We start from the raw sequence: 17023 nt of genomic DNA on the forward strand, positions 1-17023 counted from the left end.
GCCAAAAAATTCCCTTCCCTGTTAGACGAAATAGAAACCTTGGCCACGCTGTTGGAAGAAAATGCACATACAGGTATTGCATTAGGAGCAGGACTTTATAAGATTCGTTTGGCTTCTGAAAGTAAAGGCGGTGGCAAAAGTGGTGGCTTTAGAGTAGTCACTTATGTGTTGTATCAGGAACCAGAAAGCTCCGATGTTTATCTTCTGACGATGTATGACAAATCAGAAGATGCTACGATTAAGAAAGAAAGCCTGCTGAAACTCGTTCAAAAAACCATTCAAAAATAGTATTTCTCCAACTCAAGCAAGGCATGATGCAGCCACGTCAGCGGGGCGAAATTGCTAACAGGCAAGAGACGGTTGGTGTGATAAATAGGATTTAACAATCAGGTATATGGCACACAATTTGTACTTTTGCTATTGATAAATACAAAATAGGCAAACGGACAATGCTTGATGAACTTAGAGATATAGCTTTCAGATTTCAAATTGACCCCAATAAAACGGTGGGACATGCGGCTCGGATATCGTCTGTTATAAGCGTTCTATCTAACATAAATCAGTCTTTTCAGAACTTTTTGGAAGTTGAGTTTTTTAAAAATGAAGAGTTTGTAAAAGCGTTTGAACAAAATAGTAAAGTTTTAGAGTCATTGAAAGAAGATTTAGAACTTCTTTTGGTAGATGTAAAATTTGGAAGTTTTGAGGCAGCAGCAGTCCCTAACTTAATATCACTGCCCTCTCTTTTTAACGATAAAGTAAGCGTTTGGAAAAAAGAAACTTACCAAGATTACAAAGAAAATATCTTATACGGTGAATACGAAAATCCTGATTTTCTTAAAAAAGTAATGGGTAGGTACAGTGAAACTGAAAGAAATCAAATTTTCAAACCTCTGTTTTCGGCAGTTTCACCAGAACGGCCCTACAAACTAAATTTCATAAGAGCAAACAAGAAAAAGATTGTCTTTAATCAACCTGCAAAAGGCTTATATGATTTATATGTTCCAAAATTAGAAAAACGAGCCTCAGTAGATTCTTCTGAATACAAAACCGTACAATTTTATGCCCAAGTTCGTAAAAGCGAAGACGGATATAACCTCGCAAAAAAGAACATAAAACAGGTGTATTTTCTCGAAGAGTTGGAGCATGAAACCTACCCTTACAAGCCCAGCAGCATTGTATTTGAAGATACCGCCTACGACCTGAATAAACGCCTTGATTGTCAGGTTGATTTTGAAGAGGGTATGTATATCATTCAAAATCAAGAATTTGACATTACAGTTTGGGGCGAATCAAGAGAAGAAGCCGAATATTCTTTTGCTTTTACATTCCACTCATTATATCAAAATTTTGCCGTAGAAAGCGATAACAAGCTCTCGCAAAAAGCGAAGATTTTGAAAGATAGCCTTTTAAAAACCGTAAAAAAAGTAATTGATGAAAGCCCGAAAAACTAAGGATTTGCAGAAAGTCCTTACAAAAAAGGGCTTTGTTTTTTACCCCGAAAAAGACCATCACCAATTCTATTACCTCGAAATTGAGGGCATAAAACAACCTATTTACACCTATTTTAGTCATGGTCTTAAAGAGTATAGTCTCTCTCTTATGGGTAGAATAAAGAAGCAGTTAAAATTTATCGAAACCGACAAAGCGGAAGATTTTTTTGATTGCCCAATGAGCGGCGAACAATACGTTGAAATGTTAAAAGACAATGGTGAAGTAAGTTAATTTTTTGCTCATCGTTTTTTTGAGTCGAGAATTTCCTAAACTCAACTTCATGAAATGACCACACACCAAGCTGTCGCTTCCGAACGTGCAACCCAAAACCGCGTCGTAAAACTCCTGCGCGATGCCCTGCACTATCGGTACTTGGGCAATTTGGAAACCCAAGAAAACACCAACATCCGCGAAGACGACCTCCGCCAGTACCTCCTCCGTACGGGTCGCTACACCCCCGCCCTTATCCAAAAAGCCTTGTTTGAGCTTCAAAAAGCGGCACTCATCAACCGCAACGACGAGCTATACCCCGCCAACAAAGCCGTGTATTCGCTGCTGCGCTACGGCATCCCCGTCAAAGAGGACATCGGCCAAAACAAAGTAACGGTGCAGCTCATTGATTGGGAACAACCCGAAAACAACGACTTAGCCGTGGCCGAAGAAGTGACCGTGAGGGGTGAAAAAATAAAACGCCCCGACGTGGTGCTGTACGTCAATGGCATAGCGCTAGTGGTGTTGGAGCTAAAAAAAACGAGCGTATCCGTCAGCGAAGGCATCCGTCAGAGCATTGGCAACCAGCAACATATCTTTATCAAACCCTTTTTTACGACCATTCAGCTCGTTTTGGCCGCCAACGACTCGCAGGGGCTGCACTACGGCACGACGGGCACGGAGGAGAAGTTTTTTTTGAAGTGGAAAGAAGACGGTGACACCTACCAACCCGACGAGTCTTTGCTCGACAAGCACATTCGGCAGTTTTGTGCGCCCCAACGGCTGCTCGACATCCTCCACAACTTCGTCATTTTTGACAAAGGCACCAAAAAACTGTGTCGTCCCAATCAGTACTTTGGTATCAAAGAAGCCCAGCGGTATTTGGCCCGCCGCGAGGGTGGTATCATCTGGCACACCCAAGGCAGCGGCAAAAGCCTCACCATGGTATGGCTGGCGAAGTGGATTTTGGAGAACAATCCCCGCGCCCGCCTGCTCATCGTCACCGACCGCACCGAACTTGACGACCAAATCGAAGGCGTCTTTATGGGCGTAGAAGAAGACATCAAACGCACCCGCAGCGGTCAAGAGCTCATCGCGTGGCTCAACGGTACCGAGCACCGCCTGCTGTGCAGTCTCATTCACAAGTTTGGGAGCAGCACCCAAGCCGACAGCGGCGCCACCAAGGAATTTATCGAACAACTCAAAATTCCGCTCGATTTTCGGGCCAAAGGCGAGTTTGTAGTGTTTATCGACGAGTGCCACCGCACCCAAAGCGGCGATTTGCACAAAGCCATGAAAACCCTACTGCCCGAGGCTGTTTTTATTGGTTTTACGGGAACGCCCCTGCTCAAAAAAGACAAACAAAAAAGCATCGAGGTATTTGGCCGCTACATTCATACCTACAAGTTTGACGAGGCCGTCAAAGACGGTGTCGTGCTTGATTTGCTCTACGAAGCCCGCGACGTGGACCAGCACGTCCACGACCAAAAGAGCATCGACGAGTGGTTTGAGACCATTACCTACGGCATGAACGACCTGCCCAAGGCCGAACTCAAACAAAAATGGGGAACGATGCAAAAAGTACTCAGTACCAAAAGCAGGTTGGAAAAGATTGTGTTTGACATCAAAAAGGATTTTTTGATGAAACCCCGCCTGCGCGACGGGCGCGGCAACGCCATGCTCGTGGCGCGGAGCATCTACGAAGCCTGTCGGTACTACGAAATTTTTCAGCATTTTGGTTTCAAAAAATGCGCCATCATCACCAGTTTTGAGCCCACCGCCAAGAGCGTCAAGCTCGAACACGTAGGCGAAGGCGAAACCGAAAAAGTGGAGCAATTTGAGATATACCAACGAATGCTCCGCGACTATGGCTTCAAAGATACCGAGACGTTTGAGGATTTTGCCAAAGGCAAATTCAAAAACGAACCCGCCCAAATGCAATTGCTGATTGTAGTCGATAAACTCCTGACGGGCTTCGACGCCCCCAGTTGCACCTATTTGTACATCGACAAGCAAATGCAAGACCACGGGCTGTTTCAGGCAATATGCCGTACCAATCGGCTGGGCAAAGAAACCGAAACCGACCCCTATTTTAAAGAGTTTGGGTACATTGTCGATTACAAAAACCTGTTTAATAGCCTCAACAAATCCATTTCTGACTACACCTCCGATGCTTTTGATGCCTACGAAGAAGAAGACGTCAAAGGCTTGTTGACCAATCGGTTAGAAAAATTCAAAGAACGACTCGAAGATGCCTTGGAGGCCGTTCATCAAATGTGCGAGCCCGTAGCACCGCCCAAAGGAGAAACGCAGTTTTTTCATTATTTCTGCGGTGACACTTCCCAGCCCCAACAACTCAAGGCCAACGAAGAGAAGCGGTTTACGTTTTACAAATTGGTGGTAGAGCTGATTCGGGCTTACAACAACATCGCCGCCGAAATCTTGCAAGCAGGCTACACCGAAAAGCAAGCCGAAGCCCTCAAACAAAAGGTAAATTACTACACCGAACGCCGCAACAGCGTCAAACTCCACAGCGGCGACTACATCGACATGAAGCAGTTTGAGCCCGAGATGCGCCAAATGCTCGACATGTACCTCACCGCCGACCCCAGTCGGGTATTGTCCAACTTCGGCGACGCTACGCTGTTGCAGCTGATTGTCGAAAATGGCATCAACGAGGGTTTGGCGCTCTTGCCCGAAGGCATCAAAGAAAGTCAAGAATCAATGGCCGAGGTGGTAGAAAACAACCTCACCAAGACCATAATCCAACAAATGCCCGTCAATCCCGCCTACTATGAGCGCATGAGTGTGTTGTTGGTAGAGCTAATCCGAATGCGCAAAGAAGGCGCAATCGCCTACGAAGCTTTGCTGAAAGAGTACGAAGAACTAGCCAAACAGGTGCAGCCATCAACCCCAAAAAATAATTACCCAACGGCCATCAACACGGCAGCACGACAGGCATTGTACGACAATTTGGACGAAGAAGAAGAGCTATCGGTCGTGATGGACAGTGCTATTTTGTACGGCAAGCACGACGATTGGCAGGGAAATTTTATCAAAGAAAAGCACCTCAAAAATCAAGTATTAAAACCCATCTTGACCAAGTATCAAAAAACGGCCAAATTGGAGCAGATTTTTGAGATTATTAAAGAACAGAAGGAGTATAAGTGAGGAGAGATGAGTGGGATTAATTAAAAACGAAATGCAGGAAGAAGAATATATCCTTACGCTTGGGGCGCAGCTGTCGATTGACGTGGTTCGGAAAAACATCAAAAATATTCACTTGTCGGTTTATCCTCCCACGGGGCGCGTCCGCGTGGCCGTACCGCTCACCGTCGATGATGAGTCAGTGCGTTTGTTTGCCCTCTCCAAACTAAGTTGGATTCGTCGGCACCAACGCAACTTTGTAGCCCAAGAACGCCAATCTCCGCGCCAATACGTGCATCGGGAGAGCCATTATTTTCAGGGAAAAAGGTATTTATTACGCGTTTTTGAACACGATGCTCCCCCTAAAGTAGAACTCCGAACAAAAAAATACCTCGACGTATATTTGCGTCCTGGCACCTCTACCAAGCAGCGACATGCGCTCGTGCACGCATGGTACCGCGCCGAGCTAAAACAACAACTCGCTCCGCTGCTGACACATTGGTGCGAGCGCTTGGGCGTTTCGATCAATGACTGGAGTATCAAACAAATGAAAACCAAATGGGGCGCGTGCAACATCGAAGCGCGTCGGATATGGTTCAATTTAGAACTGGCCAAAAAGCCCCTGCCCTGTTTGGAGTACATTGTAGTACACGAGTTGGTGCACTTGCTCGAACGCCACCACAACGCCGTTTTTCTTTCTTACATGGATAAATTCTTACCTCAATGGCCGCAACTGAAAAGAGAACTAAACGCGCTACCCGTCAGTCACTCTGATTGGAAGTACTGAGGTGAGGGCATCACATCTCTAGTTTTGCTCAAATTCTCCCCAAAGTTGTGAATTGTTCTACCAGCCAATCGCGCTTTTGCTTGGTGACGGGTACTTGGCTGCCGTCGGTCATGAGCAAATAGCCCCCTTCTTGCTTTATTATTTTTTTGATGTACTCAGGATTGACCAAATGCGAATGATGAACTCTTACAAATCCGTTGGGTTCGAGGGCTTGCTCTACTTCTTTGAGCGTGCGACAAATGACTATTTTTTGCCCGTCTGACATCTGAAAATGTGTGTAGCTAGTGTCGGCCATACATCTCACAATCTGCGCAATTTCGATGATTTCGTGGCCCTCATTGGTAGGTAGTGCAATACGATGAGGGGGCGTTTTGGGAGCCAGATGTTCATAAAAAGTTTGGATTTGGGGGCCTTGTAGCTGCTTTATTTTTTTTTGTTGCCATAGTCCAAGGGCTTCTCTCAAGTCATTTTCTTCGATGGGCTTGAGCAGATAGCTTAAGGCACTTACTTTAAAAGCCCTTATGGCATAATGGTCGTATGCGGTGGTGAATATGACATCAAAATGAAAATCAGAAAAGTGATGCAACAAATCAAAACCATTGAGACGGGGCATCTCAATGTCAAGAAACAAAATATCGAAGGCTGTCACTTTGATAAACTCTATGGCGGCCTCGGGTTGGTTAAACTTGGCTAGTACTTGTACGCCCATATTGAGGCGTTTTAGTTTCATGTCGAGCACCTCAGTAGCGGGTTTCTCATCGTCGATTAAAATAGCTCGTATCATGTTTTTTTTAGTTGTCGATTTGATAGATGATTCTTACTAATGTGCCTGTTTGCCCTTCTTTTTGCAAATCAAAAACTTCGATAGTAAGTTGGTTAGGATAGTTACGATTAAAGAGATCGATGCGTTGCTGTGTAATATCCATCCCATAAGATTTGCGCTTTACAGTGGAGCGATTGCGAAGTTCAGAGGCTTTTTTGCGCCCTATACCGTTGTCTTCAATCTCAAATTCCACTTTTTTATCATCTTTTGAGCGGATTCTGATGGCCAATTTTTTGGAAGACAAATGGCTGGGCATTAGCCCATGCCAAATGGCATTTTCGACAAAAGGCTGTAGTAGGAGCGGAGGAATGATGAGGCTTTCGACGTCCACATTTCGCTGCACTTCAATCTGGTACTCAAAATCGTCTCCTAGCCGCATAGCTTCGATGTCAAGATAATACCGCAAAGCCGTCAGTTCTTCTTCCAAAGAAATAGATTCTTCGCGCGAATGGTTGAGAATCATGCGCAAAAGTTTAGAGAACTTCGCCAAATAACTTGACGCTTTTTTCTCATCATTCGACATGATGAGGTATTCGAGAGAATTGAGGCTATTAAACAAAAAATGAGGATTCATCTGACTCCGCAAGGCTAGCATTTCGGTTTCGGCCATGCGTTTTTCATAAAAAGATTTGTTTTGTAGTTCCTCAAAATACGCCAGTTGACTTTGTGTTTTTTCTTTTTCGAGCAACCGCACCCGGTGGGCAATGGCCAACGAAAGTACGATGATTTCGGCTACTACGGCAAAAGACAAGGTAAGCAAATCGTCGAGGTTGGCGGGGAGTTTTACGCCTTTCAAAATCACTTCTCCCGCTCTGAGCCAAGCCAGCATTCCGAAAAATCCCAAGACGGCATTGGCCAAAATAATATAAGGTACCATCGGCGATTTGACGCTCCGCCGTATCCAAATGAGGGTAAACAAATACAAAGGGAAAGCCACAAAACGCCCTCCCCAAAAGGAAAGTTTTTGTAGACCACCATCGTTTGTGAGAAGCATCACCGTAAGATACACCGCTCCATATCCCCAAAGTAGTACAGCCAATCTTCTAAACCATGTTCGAATGTGAGGGTTGGTTTTTTTGAGATCAAGAAGCTCAATCATAAAAAAAAGATAAGCTCCAATTCCCCACCATAGGAGGGTTTCCATGAGATGGTTTTTGAGCAGAGGCCATTCGCCTAAGCTGTGCCCTAGCGGCGTATAAGCGCGGGTTTTGAGGAGCGAAAACACAAAACTACAAACAATATACACCCAGTAGTAGGCATAGATTGGCTGGCGATATTTGACGTACAAAAGGCCCACAAACAACATCGCCAAAGCCAAAGCTCCTTGTATCCAGCTTCGGTACTGAAACTCGGGCATGTTGGACCGATACTCGCGCAGGACGCGCTTTTGATAATAATCTTCACTTTCGATTTGGAGATTCAACGACGGTTTTGGCGTTTTGAAATCGGTCAAAGAAGGTAAAATACCGGTCTGATGCGAGATGCGTCCAAACACCCTGATGGTTTGATTTGCACCAATTGGGAGGGGAATATAAGTGTCATTTTCGTTAGTAGCCCATTGAGAGGTGGGCGTCATCGTGCCACTTTGGAGGATTTGGCAGCTATCTCCCCGAAACACACTGAACCTAACACTCTGGTTGACTGAACTGGTATAAACATAAACGACCCTTGGCAAATCGGTATCATTGTGTATCACAAAATGTACCCAATAGGCTTGCTGCGGCTGAGTGGTGAGAGACTTTTCAAGGATTTTCCAATCTGGAAGGGCTCGTAAAGAGTCCAAGTTAGTGGCATTGATATGTCTTCTAATGGGGGTAAAAGTATAGGTCGCTTTTTGGAAAAGCGTTTGATGTCCATTCAGCTGACCTAAATATAGTGTATCCGGTACTGCCCAAGAGGTCAACACCATCAGCATCATTCCCCCCCAAAGAAGGTAGCGTGTCATGTTTTGGTAGATACTTTGTAATTTTTTCAAAGAAAAGAAAATAATCTAGCATCTCTCATTTTAAACTTATTCAACGGGCATTTGAGTTGCTAGAAAAGGTTTCTGACTGAATACTCAAAGAAATATAACGACAAGCGGGGGTTGTTGACTCAAACACACGTTTCATTGACCCATACAGATGCTCTATGAAATCTAACACAAGATTCTAGGGCTTTTGGCGCAAATTTGGGTAGTTATTTTATCTATCCATTTCATAAAGCATTTACAAAAATGAAAGAAAAATCTGTTTGGCGTTTTTGTGGGTCTTTGTTTTTTATTGCCTTGATGCTGATAGTGGAGACACGAGCACAGATACGCGTCGACAACCCCAAGCGCACCGCTGAAAGAAGCGTAGAAGGACGCGTCAATAGTAAAATAGATCAAGGTATCAACAGAGGTCTTGATAAAGTAGAGGAAGGAATTGGTAATATTTTCAAAAAGAAAGATAAGAGCAAAAAAGAAAATAAGAACCAAGAGCAGGAAGAACAATCTACCGAAGATGAAAACCAGAATGAGGAGGTCGCTGCACAAAAGCAGAGTACTGGCAAAAAAGGACAATCTGAATCTACAGGTTCAGCGGCATCTCCTTCCAAAGGCTTAAAGTCATACTCAAAATTTGATTTTATTGCAGGCGAAAAAGTAGTAGCCCTCGAAGATTTTACGCAAGATGCGGTGGGGGATTTTCCGGCCAAGTGGAATACAAACGCGAGTGGGGAAGTGGTAAAATTGGAAGGGGATGCCGCCAAATGGCTGCAGTTTGGCAACAAAGGGATTTTTTATCCTGAATTTGTGAACGACCTCCCCGAAAACTTCACTATGGAGTTTGACATGGCGATCTCAGAAGAAATGAGCAACAATCAGTCGGGACTCAAAATCATTTTTCCCGAAAATAAAGAACGAAAACTTACCTACGACCAGCATTTTAGCAACGTTTTGCAGGTAGGAGTGGATATTCATCCCGTGCTGGGAGATGGAAGTTCTACGGATATATGGGTGTTCAACAAAAGCAATGAAAAAATCTTAGAAAACAGCAGTAAAATGGTTTGGAATGACAACCAGCCCAATCGGGTCTCGATTTGGAAGCAGAAAACCCGCTTGCGAGTGTATGTCAACGAAACTAAAATATGGGATATTCCAAAAGCTTTTGATGCCACCGCTAAGTATTCTATGCTTTTTGCCACTAACGTCTGGAGTGGAAGTGTTTTTCTTGCCAATCTGCGGGTAGCGGTAGGTGCGCCTGATACGCGCAGCAAACTCATCACAGAAGGGAAATTTAGCACGACGGGCATTTTGTTTGATGTCAATTCTGATAAAATCAAACCCGAATCTTATGGTATTTTGAAAGAATTGGGAGGGGTCTTGAAAGAAAATCCAACCGTAAAAGTTAAAATTGTGGGGCATACCGATTCTGACGGCGATGATTCCAAAAACCTAGACCTCTCGAAGCGTCGGGCACAATCAGTCAAAACTACACTGGCTAGCGAATTTGGGATTGAGGCCGCGCGCATGGAAATAGACGGAAAAGGCGAAACCCAACCAGTAGCACCTAATACTACGGTAGAAGGAAAAGCCAACAATCGGCGTGTAGAATTCATAAAATTGTAAACCCTTTTTAGACCATACAAAACGTAATGAAAGTCTCAATCAAAGACATACTGCTAGGTAGTTTGTTGCTTATAAGCTGTGGACAAAAAAACACCTCTGAAGCCACCGCAAGTGAAATAATGGAGACCTCATCTGCCTCCGTTTCTAATTCTAATGGAGGATGCCTACTATCCTATCAAGACAAGTATGACCAGCTGCTGCCTTTAGAAAACATCCAAAAGCACTTTACGACGGATTGGAAAAGTACCAAAAAGACGTATATTCTAAACAAAAATCCCAAGTATCGCAATCACGATACCTACACTTATAGTTGGCCTAGCGAGCGCACGCGCACCATGGAGATTGCGGGTCGAAAACTGACAGTGCCTATCGACAATAGAGTAGGGCTTACATGGGTAGGAGATGATTTGTACAAAATGTCTAAGAAAAAGTCGGATCTTGAAAACTTCCAATCTTTTTATAGAACCCCCACCAAAGAAGAGCTAGAACGGGCTTTTGAGGAAGCAGATAAACGGGTAGGGGAGCAAAAAGACGTATCGAAAGACCAAAAAAATGCAGCCATGGGGCTGGCAAAAGGAATGGCCGCCCAAGCTAAATTTGAGCAAGTGTCGGGGATAGGTGATGCGGCTGCTTGGAAACCCAACGACAATGAACTTGTGGTACTAGTAGGTGGTTTGACTTTTCAGGTCATTGCCGATGTGAGTAGTGATGCCAATACCAATCTAGAGCTTGCAAAAAAACTCGCCCTTGAGGTCTTGAAGAAGTGTAATTAATTGATTTAGTGGTGTTTTTGACAGCGTTTAAGACGCTGAAAGGGAAATCTATGTTCAAAAAACGTTTTTAACTCATGAAAACCAAGATTTTTATAGGATGTATGGTGCTACTTTGGAGCTTCGGAGCGGCTGCCCAAGAATGTAGTGGCTATTTTGCCCTCCAAAAAGGATTGAAAATGGAACTAGTAAGTTATGACAAAAAAGACAAACCTGCGGCAACCTTAAAGTACGAAGTGGTGGACTATAAACCCGTCAATGGAGGAATAGCGCTGTCTTTTTCAAACCAAACCTACGACGGCAAAGGGAAGTTGCTCGCTAAAGGGGATGTAAGTGGAAAGTGCGTAAATGGGGAGTTTTATTCGGATGTACGTAATATCGGCTCAGAAATGCTTCCCAAATCAGCGGATATTGAAGTCAATGTGACGGGTGATCAGCTTATTTATCCCAATGACCTTAAAGTAGGTCAAAAACTGAAAGATGCAGTGGTGACCGTAAAATCTGGCATGAAAGGAGGCATGACCCTTCTAAACATGACCGTCACAATCACAGACCGTACCGTACAAGGTTTTGAAACAGTCGAAACACCCGCAGGAAAATTTGAGTGTGCTAAAATCACTTTTAACACGCTAGCCAAATTGATGGGCAAACATAGTACCAAAACAACTGAGTATATGGCCAAAGGCATAGGTGTAGTAAAGTCGGAGCAATATGACGAAAAAGGGAAAAAAATATCCTCTTTGGTACTAACAAAACTGGAAAAACCATGATACGCCTGCTCGTATTTTTGCTGGCTTGCAGCCCATTATAATTTTTTGATAGGAATAGAATACTACTTACCTCTTTTTACAGATATTGACCTGCCTAGTTATCTGCCTAAAAATCAGTTAGTTTTAAAGCAGAAAAATAATGTCCTACACACTTTACCCCCCTGAATACTCCATTGATTTAGGACAATACAAGGTCGTGAAATAGTCGCCCTACATGGGTGATTATTTCATATAAAAAGCGACAAAAAGCGCCGAACTTATTATTTTTGAGGATTCTAATTAGTCAAAATTGGTTTACAGAACTTGCCGAGTAAAAACATAATCAGCGGGAAATGTTGAGAATAGGAAAGTTCAGAACCCACCAAGATTAAACATAAGTAACCTCATCTATGAAAAAAGATATTTCATTTTCGCCCGTTTCGGGTGTATATGTCACTATTGCTCGTCGCCTCAATGAAGTCAATCAAACCGAATGGCACGTATACCTTATCAACCGTAACGATGCTCCTATCACAAACGTATTTGTGACTTCGCGGGGGTACTCGGGCGATGATGCCAAAACCAGAGACGAACAAGAACGTACCTCTACTTTGCGTCATTTTTTTGCGGAAGTTCTCCCTTCTCAATCCGTAATTATAGAGCCTATCATGTCAGGGGTATTTCACTTAAACAACGAATACTGGGTTAGCTATTTTGTTGGAAATCAGGTTTTTGATAAAAAGTTTGTTTTTGTTCCAGACAGCATAGTTGAGCAAAATCTCGTAGATATTGAAGAATTAGGCCTCCAAGGAATCCTCCACGAATAGCTCCGAAGGTATATTAATTGCTAAAGCGGAATTAACCGTTATCTGCGGTTAACTCCGCTTTAGCAATTTCATTTAATTTTTTTGGTAGCTCAAACGTTTGTTAACTATATTCGTTACCACGGTGATTTCGTCTAGGGCTTGTTGAATGAACTTGTCAAGACTTTTTGATTCAGACTCTTTCCAAGATTCAATTTGCTTGGCAAGTTCGGCCAATTTGAGAAAACCTGCGGTAGAACAAGTGCCGTACAGTTTGTGGCCAACGGCGTTGGCGGTGGTTGTATCTTGGGTATCAATGATTGTTTGTAGTTTAGCGGTCGCTAACTCAAGTTCATGGAGGGTGAGGGTCAAAAACTCACTCATCAAATCTTCGTCTTCTCCCACTAGCATTGTCAGTTGAGAGGGATTGAAATGCTGCGATTCGTCGATTGATTGTTCCCCTTCACTCGGAATTTCTTTCTGAAACCATTTGCCAAAAAGCTTTACAATCGTCTCCTCAACAAAGGGCTTGGTGATGAAATCATCCATGCCTGCCTCCATACATTTTTCTTTTTCTCCTTTGAGATTTCCGGCCGTAAGAGCGATGATCGGAATATGAACGCCAGGCGTGAGGGTACGAATCTTGGCAGTAGCCTCGTAGCCATTCATTTGGGGCATTTGGATATCCATGAAAATAATGTCGGGTAGTTTTGTCTCGCAAACTTGCACTGCTTGGTGTCCATTAATTGCCTCAAAGATAGTGGATTGGGGAGATACTCGCTTGATGATGGTTTTGGCCAGAAGCATATTGACAGGGTTGTCTTCTGCAATCAATACACGCAGGGCACTTGATTCTTCAGGGGTAGTTTGGGGAGGAAGAGTAAGTTGAGCCTCTTTTGTTTTTTTGAACAAACGTGAAAGGGTATTATACATTTCTTGCATTTTGATGGGTTTCACCAGTCGTTGGTTCACCATCAGTTCTTCACAGCCTTTGATGATAGTGCCATCATCGGAGGAGCTATGCAGCAAAATGATAGGCTGCTCTTCGTGGGTTTCAAAAAAACTGTCTCTGATTTTTTTGATAGTCTCAAGCCCATCCATATAGGGCATATGATAATCCATCATAATCACGTCATAGCGGCGGCCTTGGGCGAGTAATTGTAGAGCCTCAAAGCCGTTTCGTGCTTCTTCGGAGACTATTTGTTTGAGCAGGAGCATTTGTCTCAAAATCACTCGGTTGTTGTCGTTGTCGTCAACAATTAACACATTCTTGATGAGATCAATATTTTCCCAATTGATAGAGCCGCCTTTTTCGGCTTTGAGAGTCAAATCAAAAAAGAAGGTGCTACCTTGACCAGGAGTGCTACGTAGCTGGAGTTTACTATTCATAAGTCCCAACAATTTGTTGGAAATCGTCAGTCCAAGCCCCGTGCCTCCGTAGCGTTTGGTAGTAGATACATCTTCTTGTGAAAAGGCTTCAAATATTTTGTCTTGTTTTTCGGGCTTGATACCAATCCCCGTATCTCGTACTTCAAAACGGAAAGTGACTTCATCTTGAAGGATGTCTGAAAGTGCTTCAATTTTGAGTTCGATTTCACCCGTTTCGGTAAATTTGACCGCGTTGCCGAGGAGGTTGACCAGCACTTGTTTGAGGCGTACGGTATCGGTCCAGACAAACCGGGGCAAATCCAACGAAATATTGAGAAGCATCTCAAGTCCTTTGCTTTGGGCTTGGTAGGTGATGATGTCGGCTGTTTGGCTTCCTAGCTCAAATAAGTCACATTTGGCAATATCTAGCTCAAGCTTACCAGCTTCTATTTTTGAGAAATCCAAAATATCGTTGATAATTGTCAAGAGAGCGTTGGCCGATTGATTGACGATATTGAGGTATTGTTGTTGAGTCTCGTTGAGAGTGGTTTTTAGTACCAAATCCGTAAATCCAATAACACCATTAAGAGGTGTTCGAATTTCGTGGCTCATATTTGCCAAAAATTCTGATTTGGCCACACTTGCTTGTTCGGCTTGAAGTTTGGCTTTTTTTAATTCTTCACGTTGGAGACAAATTTCAGTAATGTCTTGTGTAAACATCATAATCCCCCCAATACTTCCATCAAACTGATACCACGGTCTCACCTCCCACTTAAGGAATTGGTCATGTGGCCAGCCATCGGGGCGCCACCTATCTTCTTCATTTTTTTCGATGGCTCCTTGCAAACAGCGCGCATGGATATCTTTCCACTCTTGTGAAAGATTGGGAAATACCTCATAATGAGACAATCCAATGATGTTTTGATTGCCCAGTCGGTATTCTTCCATCCAGCGGTGGCTGACAGCGATATAGCGGATGTTTTGATCAAACATAGCCACGGCGGCGGGGGCGTGCTCCACAAACGCCATCAAACGGGCTTTTTCAATGGTGAGCGCTTGCTGTGTTTTTTTCTGTTCCGAAATGTCGGTGGCAATGCCCAAAAACCCAATGATTTTGTTTTCGGTGTCTCGTATAGGAGTCACTACCATCGATACCGTTATTTGAGAACCATCTTTTCGGATATAAGTCCATTCTCGTTGTTCGGAACCGTCGATGAAAGCTTTGTGAATAAAAGTTTTGAAGCCTCCGATAGGAGTATGGTATTGTTGCGAAAGTTCGTCGGCTCTTTGAGACAACTCTACCACATTCGGCATGAGAATAGAAGTAGTTTTGCCAATTAATTCTTCAGCGGAGTAGCCGAGCATTCGTTCGGCACCACTATTGAAAACCGTAATAATGCCGTGTGCGTCGGTGGCGATGATAGCTACTTCCGAAGCAGACTGTAATACGTCGTTTAGAAGTTTTCGGGAGCGTTCGGTTTCGAGTTGCGCTTTCTTTTGGGCATCAATATCTTGAAAAGTACCATAAAGCCTGCGGCATTTACCATTCACGAGTTGAGCATTGCCAAGGGCTCTTACCCATCGTTCGTTGCCTTTGGCTGTTACGATTTGTAGTTCTATGCTCCAAGGTTTACCAGTTTCAATTCCTTTTTTGATAGCCTCTTGAATGGCTTTTCGACTTTTACCTTCTTTATAAAAATTGATTCCTGTCTCTAAATCAGGCTCGAAGTCGGCGGGTACTTCATGAATTTCTTTGGTAACTGCCGTCCAAATTACCTTGTTATTTACCAAGTCTACTTCCCAGCCGCCCACACTCGCGATTTGGTTGGTTTGTTCGAGCAGTTCTTTTGTTTGTTTTAAATCGTTTTCTAACTGATGTCGCGTCGTAATATCTAGGGCATTTCCGATTACATAATCCTCTCCCTCTAAGCTTTTTTCACGGATATTGTTAAACATCCAGATACGCGGTGAGCCATCACGGTGCAGGGTATGCATGAGACCACTTGACTTTCCTTTTTGTTTGATTTCGGACAAGTAGGCTCTGAGGCCACCATGCAATGGTACCGGAACAATATCAAACAAGCTCATGTGGGTTACTTCTTCGGCGGTATATCCCAAAATAGTTGCGCCGGCTTCGTTGACAGTGAGGAAGTTTCCATGCATATCATGGGTGCACATCAAGCCCTGAGAGTTTTCAAAAAAGGCTCTTAGTCTATCTTCGCTGATTTTGAGTTTAAGCTCTTTTTCTTTTTCAGTGGATATGTCTCTCGCAATCGCAAATATACTCCCCGTGGCAGGCTCAGGCGAAGCGGTCCATTGTAGGTATTTGTAGTGCCCATCTTTGGTACCAAAGCGATGCGTAAAATTGATTGTATTAGCGCCTGATGCTAGTTTAGCGATTTCTAGTTGGCTTTTTTCAACATCCTCAGGATGAATGAGTTCGAAAAAAGAAGTATGCAAAAGTGTTGCTTCATCCCATCCCAAAACTGCCGTGAAAGCAGGGTTAATTCTCTTGAAGTAGCCGTCGGTGCCAGCTATGCATATCAAATCATTGGAAGAATCAAAGAGTTGTTCAAAATGCCTTTGCTCCTCTTTTTGTCGACGTTCGACAATCAAAGAAATCGCTACTTCCCCGAGTAGTTCTAGGGCTCGTTGTTGAGAATCGGTGAGCTTACTAGGGGTATCATCCAAAACGCATAATGTCCCTAAAGCGTATCCGTTGGGGTCAATCAGCGGATAACCGGCATAAAATCGAATATTGGGATCGGAAGTAACAAGCGTATTTTCTTTAAAACGAGGGTCTTGGGTAGCATCTTCGATTTGAAAAATGGAACTATCCTGAATGGCATGATGACAGAAGGCAAGGCTGCGAGATGTTTCCTCCTGATTGAGTCCTACTCTAGACTTAAACCATTGCCTGTCTTCATCAATCAGCGAAACAAGTGACATGGATGTGCCGCATATCAGAGAAGCGAGTTCGGTAAGGCGGTCAAAATCTTCTTCGGGTAGCGTATCTAATATCTGATAGTATTTGAGCGCTTTAAGTCTATCCTTTTCGTTGCGTACTAAAGGGCGATTTTTCATTTATTTGGAAAATAATCTCAACAGTTAGGTGTAATCAACAGGCTATTAAAGATGGTCTGGGTATGTTTAGAGATAGCTTTATATACTATAAAGGTAATAACATTCTAAAAAAATGAAAAGTTGCGAAGCGATGGTTTTCTTGTGGTTTGTGTAAATGATTGATAATCAGCACGTAAATACTTTTAGGTGTGCCGGGGAATGC

General features: G+C 43.5%; 12 protein-coding genes. 9 read left to right on the forward strand and 3 right to left on the reverse strand.

Features of this window, described 5'->3' with window-relative positions; genetic code table 11:
- Positions 1 to 39 precede the first annotated feature (39 nt).
- From G563_RS0110230 to G563_RS0110250, 5 genes are all read left to right on the forward strand, one after another.
- Positions 40 to 288: a type II toxin-antitoxin system RelE/ParE family toxin gene (locus tag G563_RS0110230; protein ID WP_229598477.1), complete on the forward strand. Its 249-nt coding sequence runs from the start codon at positions 40 to 42 to the stop codon at positions 286 to 288.
- 161 nt (positions 289 to 449) lie between these two features.
- Positions 450 to 1451 (forward strand): hypothetical protein, encoded by a 1002-nt coding sequence (locus G563_RS0110235; protein WP_028665235.1) that lies wholly within the window; start codon positions 450 to 452, stop codon positions 1449 to 1451.
- Positions 1432 to 1722, forward strand: a complete 291-nt coding sequence (locus G563_RS0110240) for a hypothetical protein (protein WP_037326418.1) — start codon at positions 1432 to 1434, stop codon at positions 1720 to 1722. The genes G563_RS0110235 and G563_RS0110240 overlap by 20 nt, the downstream gene beginning before the upstream one ends.
- 54 nt (positions 1723 to 1776) lie before the next feature.
- Positions 1777 to 4872 (forward strand): type I restriction endonuclease subunit R, encoded by a 3096-nt coding sequence (locus tag G563_RS0110245; RefSeq protein WP_028665237.1) that lies wholly within the window; start codon positions 1777 to 1779, stop codon positions 4870 to 4872.
- A gap of 31 nt (positions 4873 to 4903) precedes the next feature.
- Positions 4904 to 5635, forward strand: coding sequence for a M48 family metallopeptidase (locus G563_RS0110250; protein ID WP_028665238.1), 732 nt, complete (start codon positions 4904 to 4906; stop codon positions 5633 to 5635).
- A 28-nt stretch (positions 5636 to 5663) separates the two neighbouring features.
- On the opposite strand, the gene G563_RS0110255 is transcribed toward G563_RS0110250, so the two are convergent.
- Positions 5664 to 6419, reverse strand: coding sequence for a LytR/AlgR family response regulator transcription factor (locus G563_RS0110255; protein ID WP_037326421.1), 756 nt, complete (start codon positions 6417 to 6419; stop codon positions 5664 to 5666).
- Positions 6420 to 6426: 7 nt separating this feature from the next.
- Positions 6427 to 8403 (reverse strand): histidine kinase, encoded by a 1977-nt coding sequence (locus G563_RS0110260; RefSeq protein WP_051210886.1) that lies wholly within the window; start codon positions 8401 to 8403, stop codon positions 6427 to 6429.
- 270 nt (positions 8404 to 8673) lie between these two features.
- Between G563_RS0110260 and G563_RS0110265 the strand changes: the two genes are divergently transcribed.
- The 4 genes from G563_RS0110265 (at position 8674) to G563_RS0110280 (ending at position 12393) form a co-directional block, all read left to right on the forward strand.
- Complete coding sequence (locus G563_RS0110265) at positions 8674 to 10047, forward strand: OmpA family protein (protein WP_028665241.1); 1374 nt, start codon at positions 8674 to 8676, stop codon at positions 10045 to 10047.
- Positions 10048 to 10073: 26 nt separating this feature from the next.
- On the forward strand, positions 10074 to 10820 hold the full coding sequence (locus G563_RS0110270) for a hypothetical protein (protein WP_028665242.1): 747 nt from the start codon (positions 10074 to 10076) through the stop codon (positions 10818 to 10820).
- Between the two features lie 74 nt (positions 10821 to 10894).
- Positions 10895 to 11587: a TapB family protein gene (locus G563_RS0110275; RefSeq protein WP_028665243.1), complete on the forward strand. Its 693-nt coding sequence runs from the start codon at positions 10895 to 10897 to the stop codon at positions 11585 to 11587.
- A gap of 389 nt (positions 11588 to 11976) precedes the next feature.
- The gene (locus G563_RS0110280) at positions 11977 to 12393 is read left to right on the forward strand and encodes a hypothetical protein (RefSeq protein ID WP_028665244.1); all 417 of its coding nucleotides are present in this window, start codon (positions 11977 to 11979) and stop codon (positions 12391 to 12393) included.
- Positions 12394 to 12465: 72 nt separating this feature from the next.
- On the opposite strand, the gene G563_RS0110285 is transcribed toward G563_RS0110280, so the two are convergent.
- On the reverse strand, positions 12466 to 16821 hold the full coding sequence (locus G563_RS0110285) for a PAS domain S-box protein (protein WP_028665245.1): 4356 nt from the start codon (positions 16819 to 16821) through the stop codon (positions 12466 to 12468).
- Between the last annotated feature and the right edge of the window lie 202 nt (positions 16822 to 17023).

Origin of the sequence: Runella zeae DSM 19591 (assembly GCF_000423565.1) — a bacterium.
GTDB lineage: Bacteria > Bacteroidota > Bacteroidia > Cytophagales > Spirosomataceae > Runella > Runella zeae.

What these genes read in the sequence shown, in the direction of transcription:
- G563_RS0110245 (WP_028665237.1), top strand. Translation starts at nt 1,777, where the DNA reads ATGACCACACACCAAGCTGTCGCTTCCGAACGTGCAACCCAAAACCGC.
- G563_RS0110265 (WP_028665241.1), top strand. Translation starts at nt 8,674, where the DNA reads ATGAAAGAAAAATCTGTTTGGCGTTTTTGTGGGTCTTTGTTTTTTATT.
- G563_RS0110275 (WP_028665243.1), top strand. Translation starts at nt 10,895, where the DNA reads ATGAAAACCAAGATTTTTATAGGATGTATGGTGCTACTTTGGAGCTTC.
- G563_RS0110260 (WP_051210886.1), bottom strand. Translation starts at nt 8,403, where the DNA reads ATGACACGCTACCTTCTTTGGGGGGGAATGATGCTGATGGTGTTGACC.
- G563_RS0110285 (WP_028665245.1), bottom strand. Translation starts at nt 16,821, where the DNA reads ATGAAAAATCGCCCTTTAGTACGCAACGAAAAGGATAGACTTAAAGCG.
- G563_RS0110280 (WP_028665244.1), top strand. Translation starts at nt 11,977, where the DNA reads ATGAAAAAAGATATTTCATTTTCGCCCGTTTCGGGTGTATATGTCACT.
- G563_RS0110250 (WP_028665238.1), top strand. Translation starts at nt 4,904, where the DNA reads ATGCAGGAAGAAGAATATATCCTTACGCTTGGGGCGCAGCTGTCGATT.
- G563_RS0110235 (WP_028665235.1), top strand. Translation starts at nt 450, where the DNA reads ATGCTTGATGAACTTAGAGATATAGCTTTCAGATTTCAAATTGACCCC.
- G563_RS0110270 (WP_028665242.1), top strand. Translation starts at nt 10,074, where the DNA reads ATGAAAGTCTCAATCAAAGACATACTGCTAGGTAGTTTGTTGCTTATA.
- G563_RS0110240 (WP_037326418.1), top strand. Translation starts at nt 1,432, where the DNA reads ATGAAAGCCCGAAAAACTAAGGATTTGCAGAAAGTCCTTACAAAAAAG.
- G563_RS0110255 (WP_037326421.1), bottom strand. Translation starts at nt 6,419, where the DNA reads ATGATACGAGCTATTTTAATCGACGATGAGAAACCCGCTACTGAGGTG.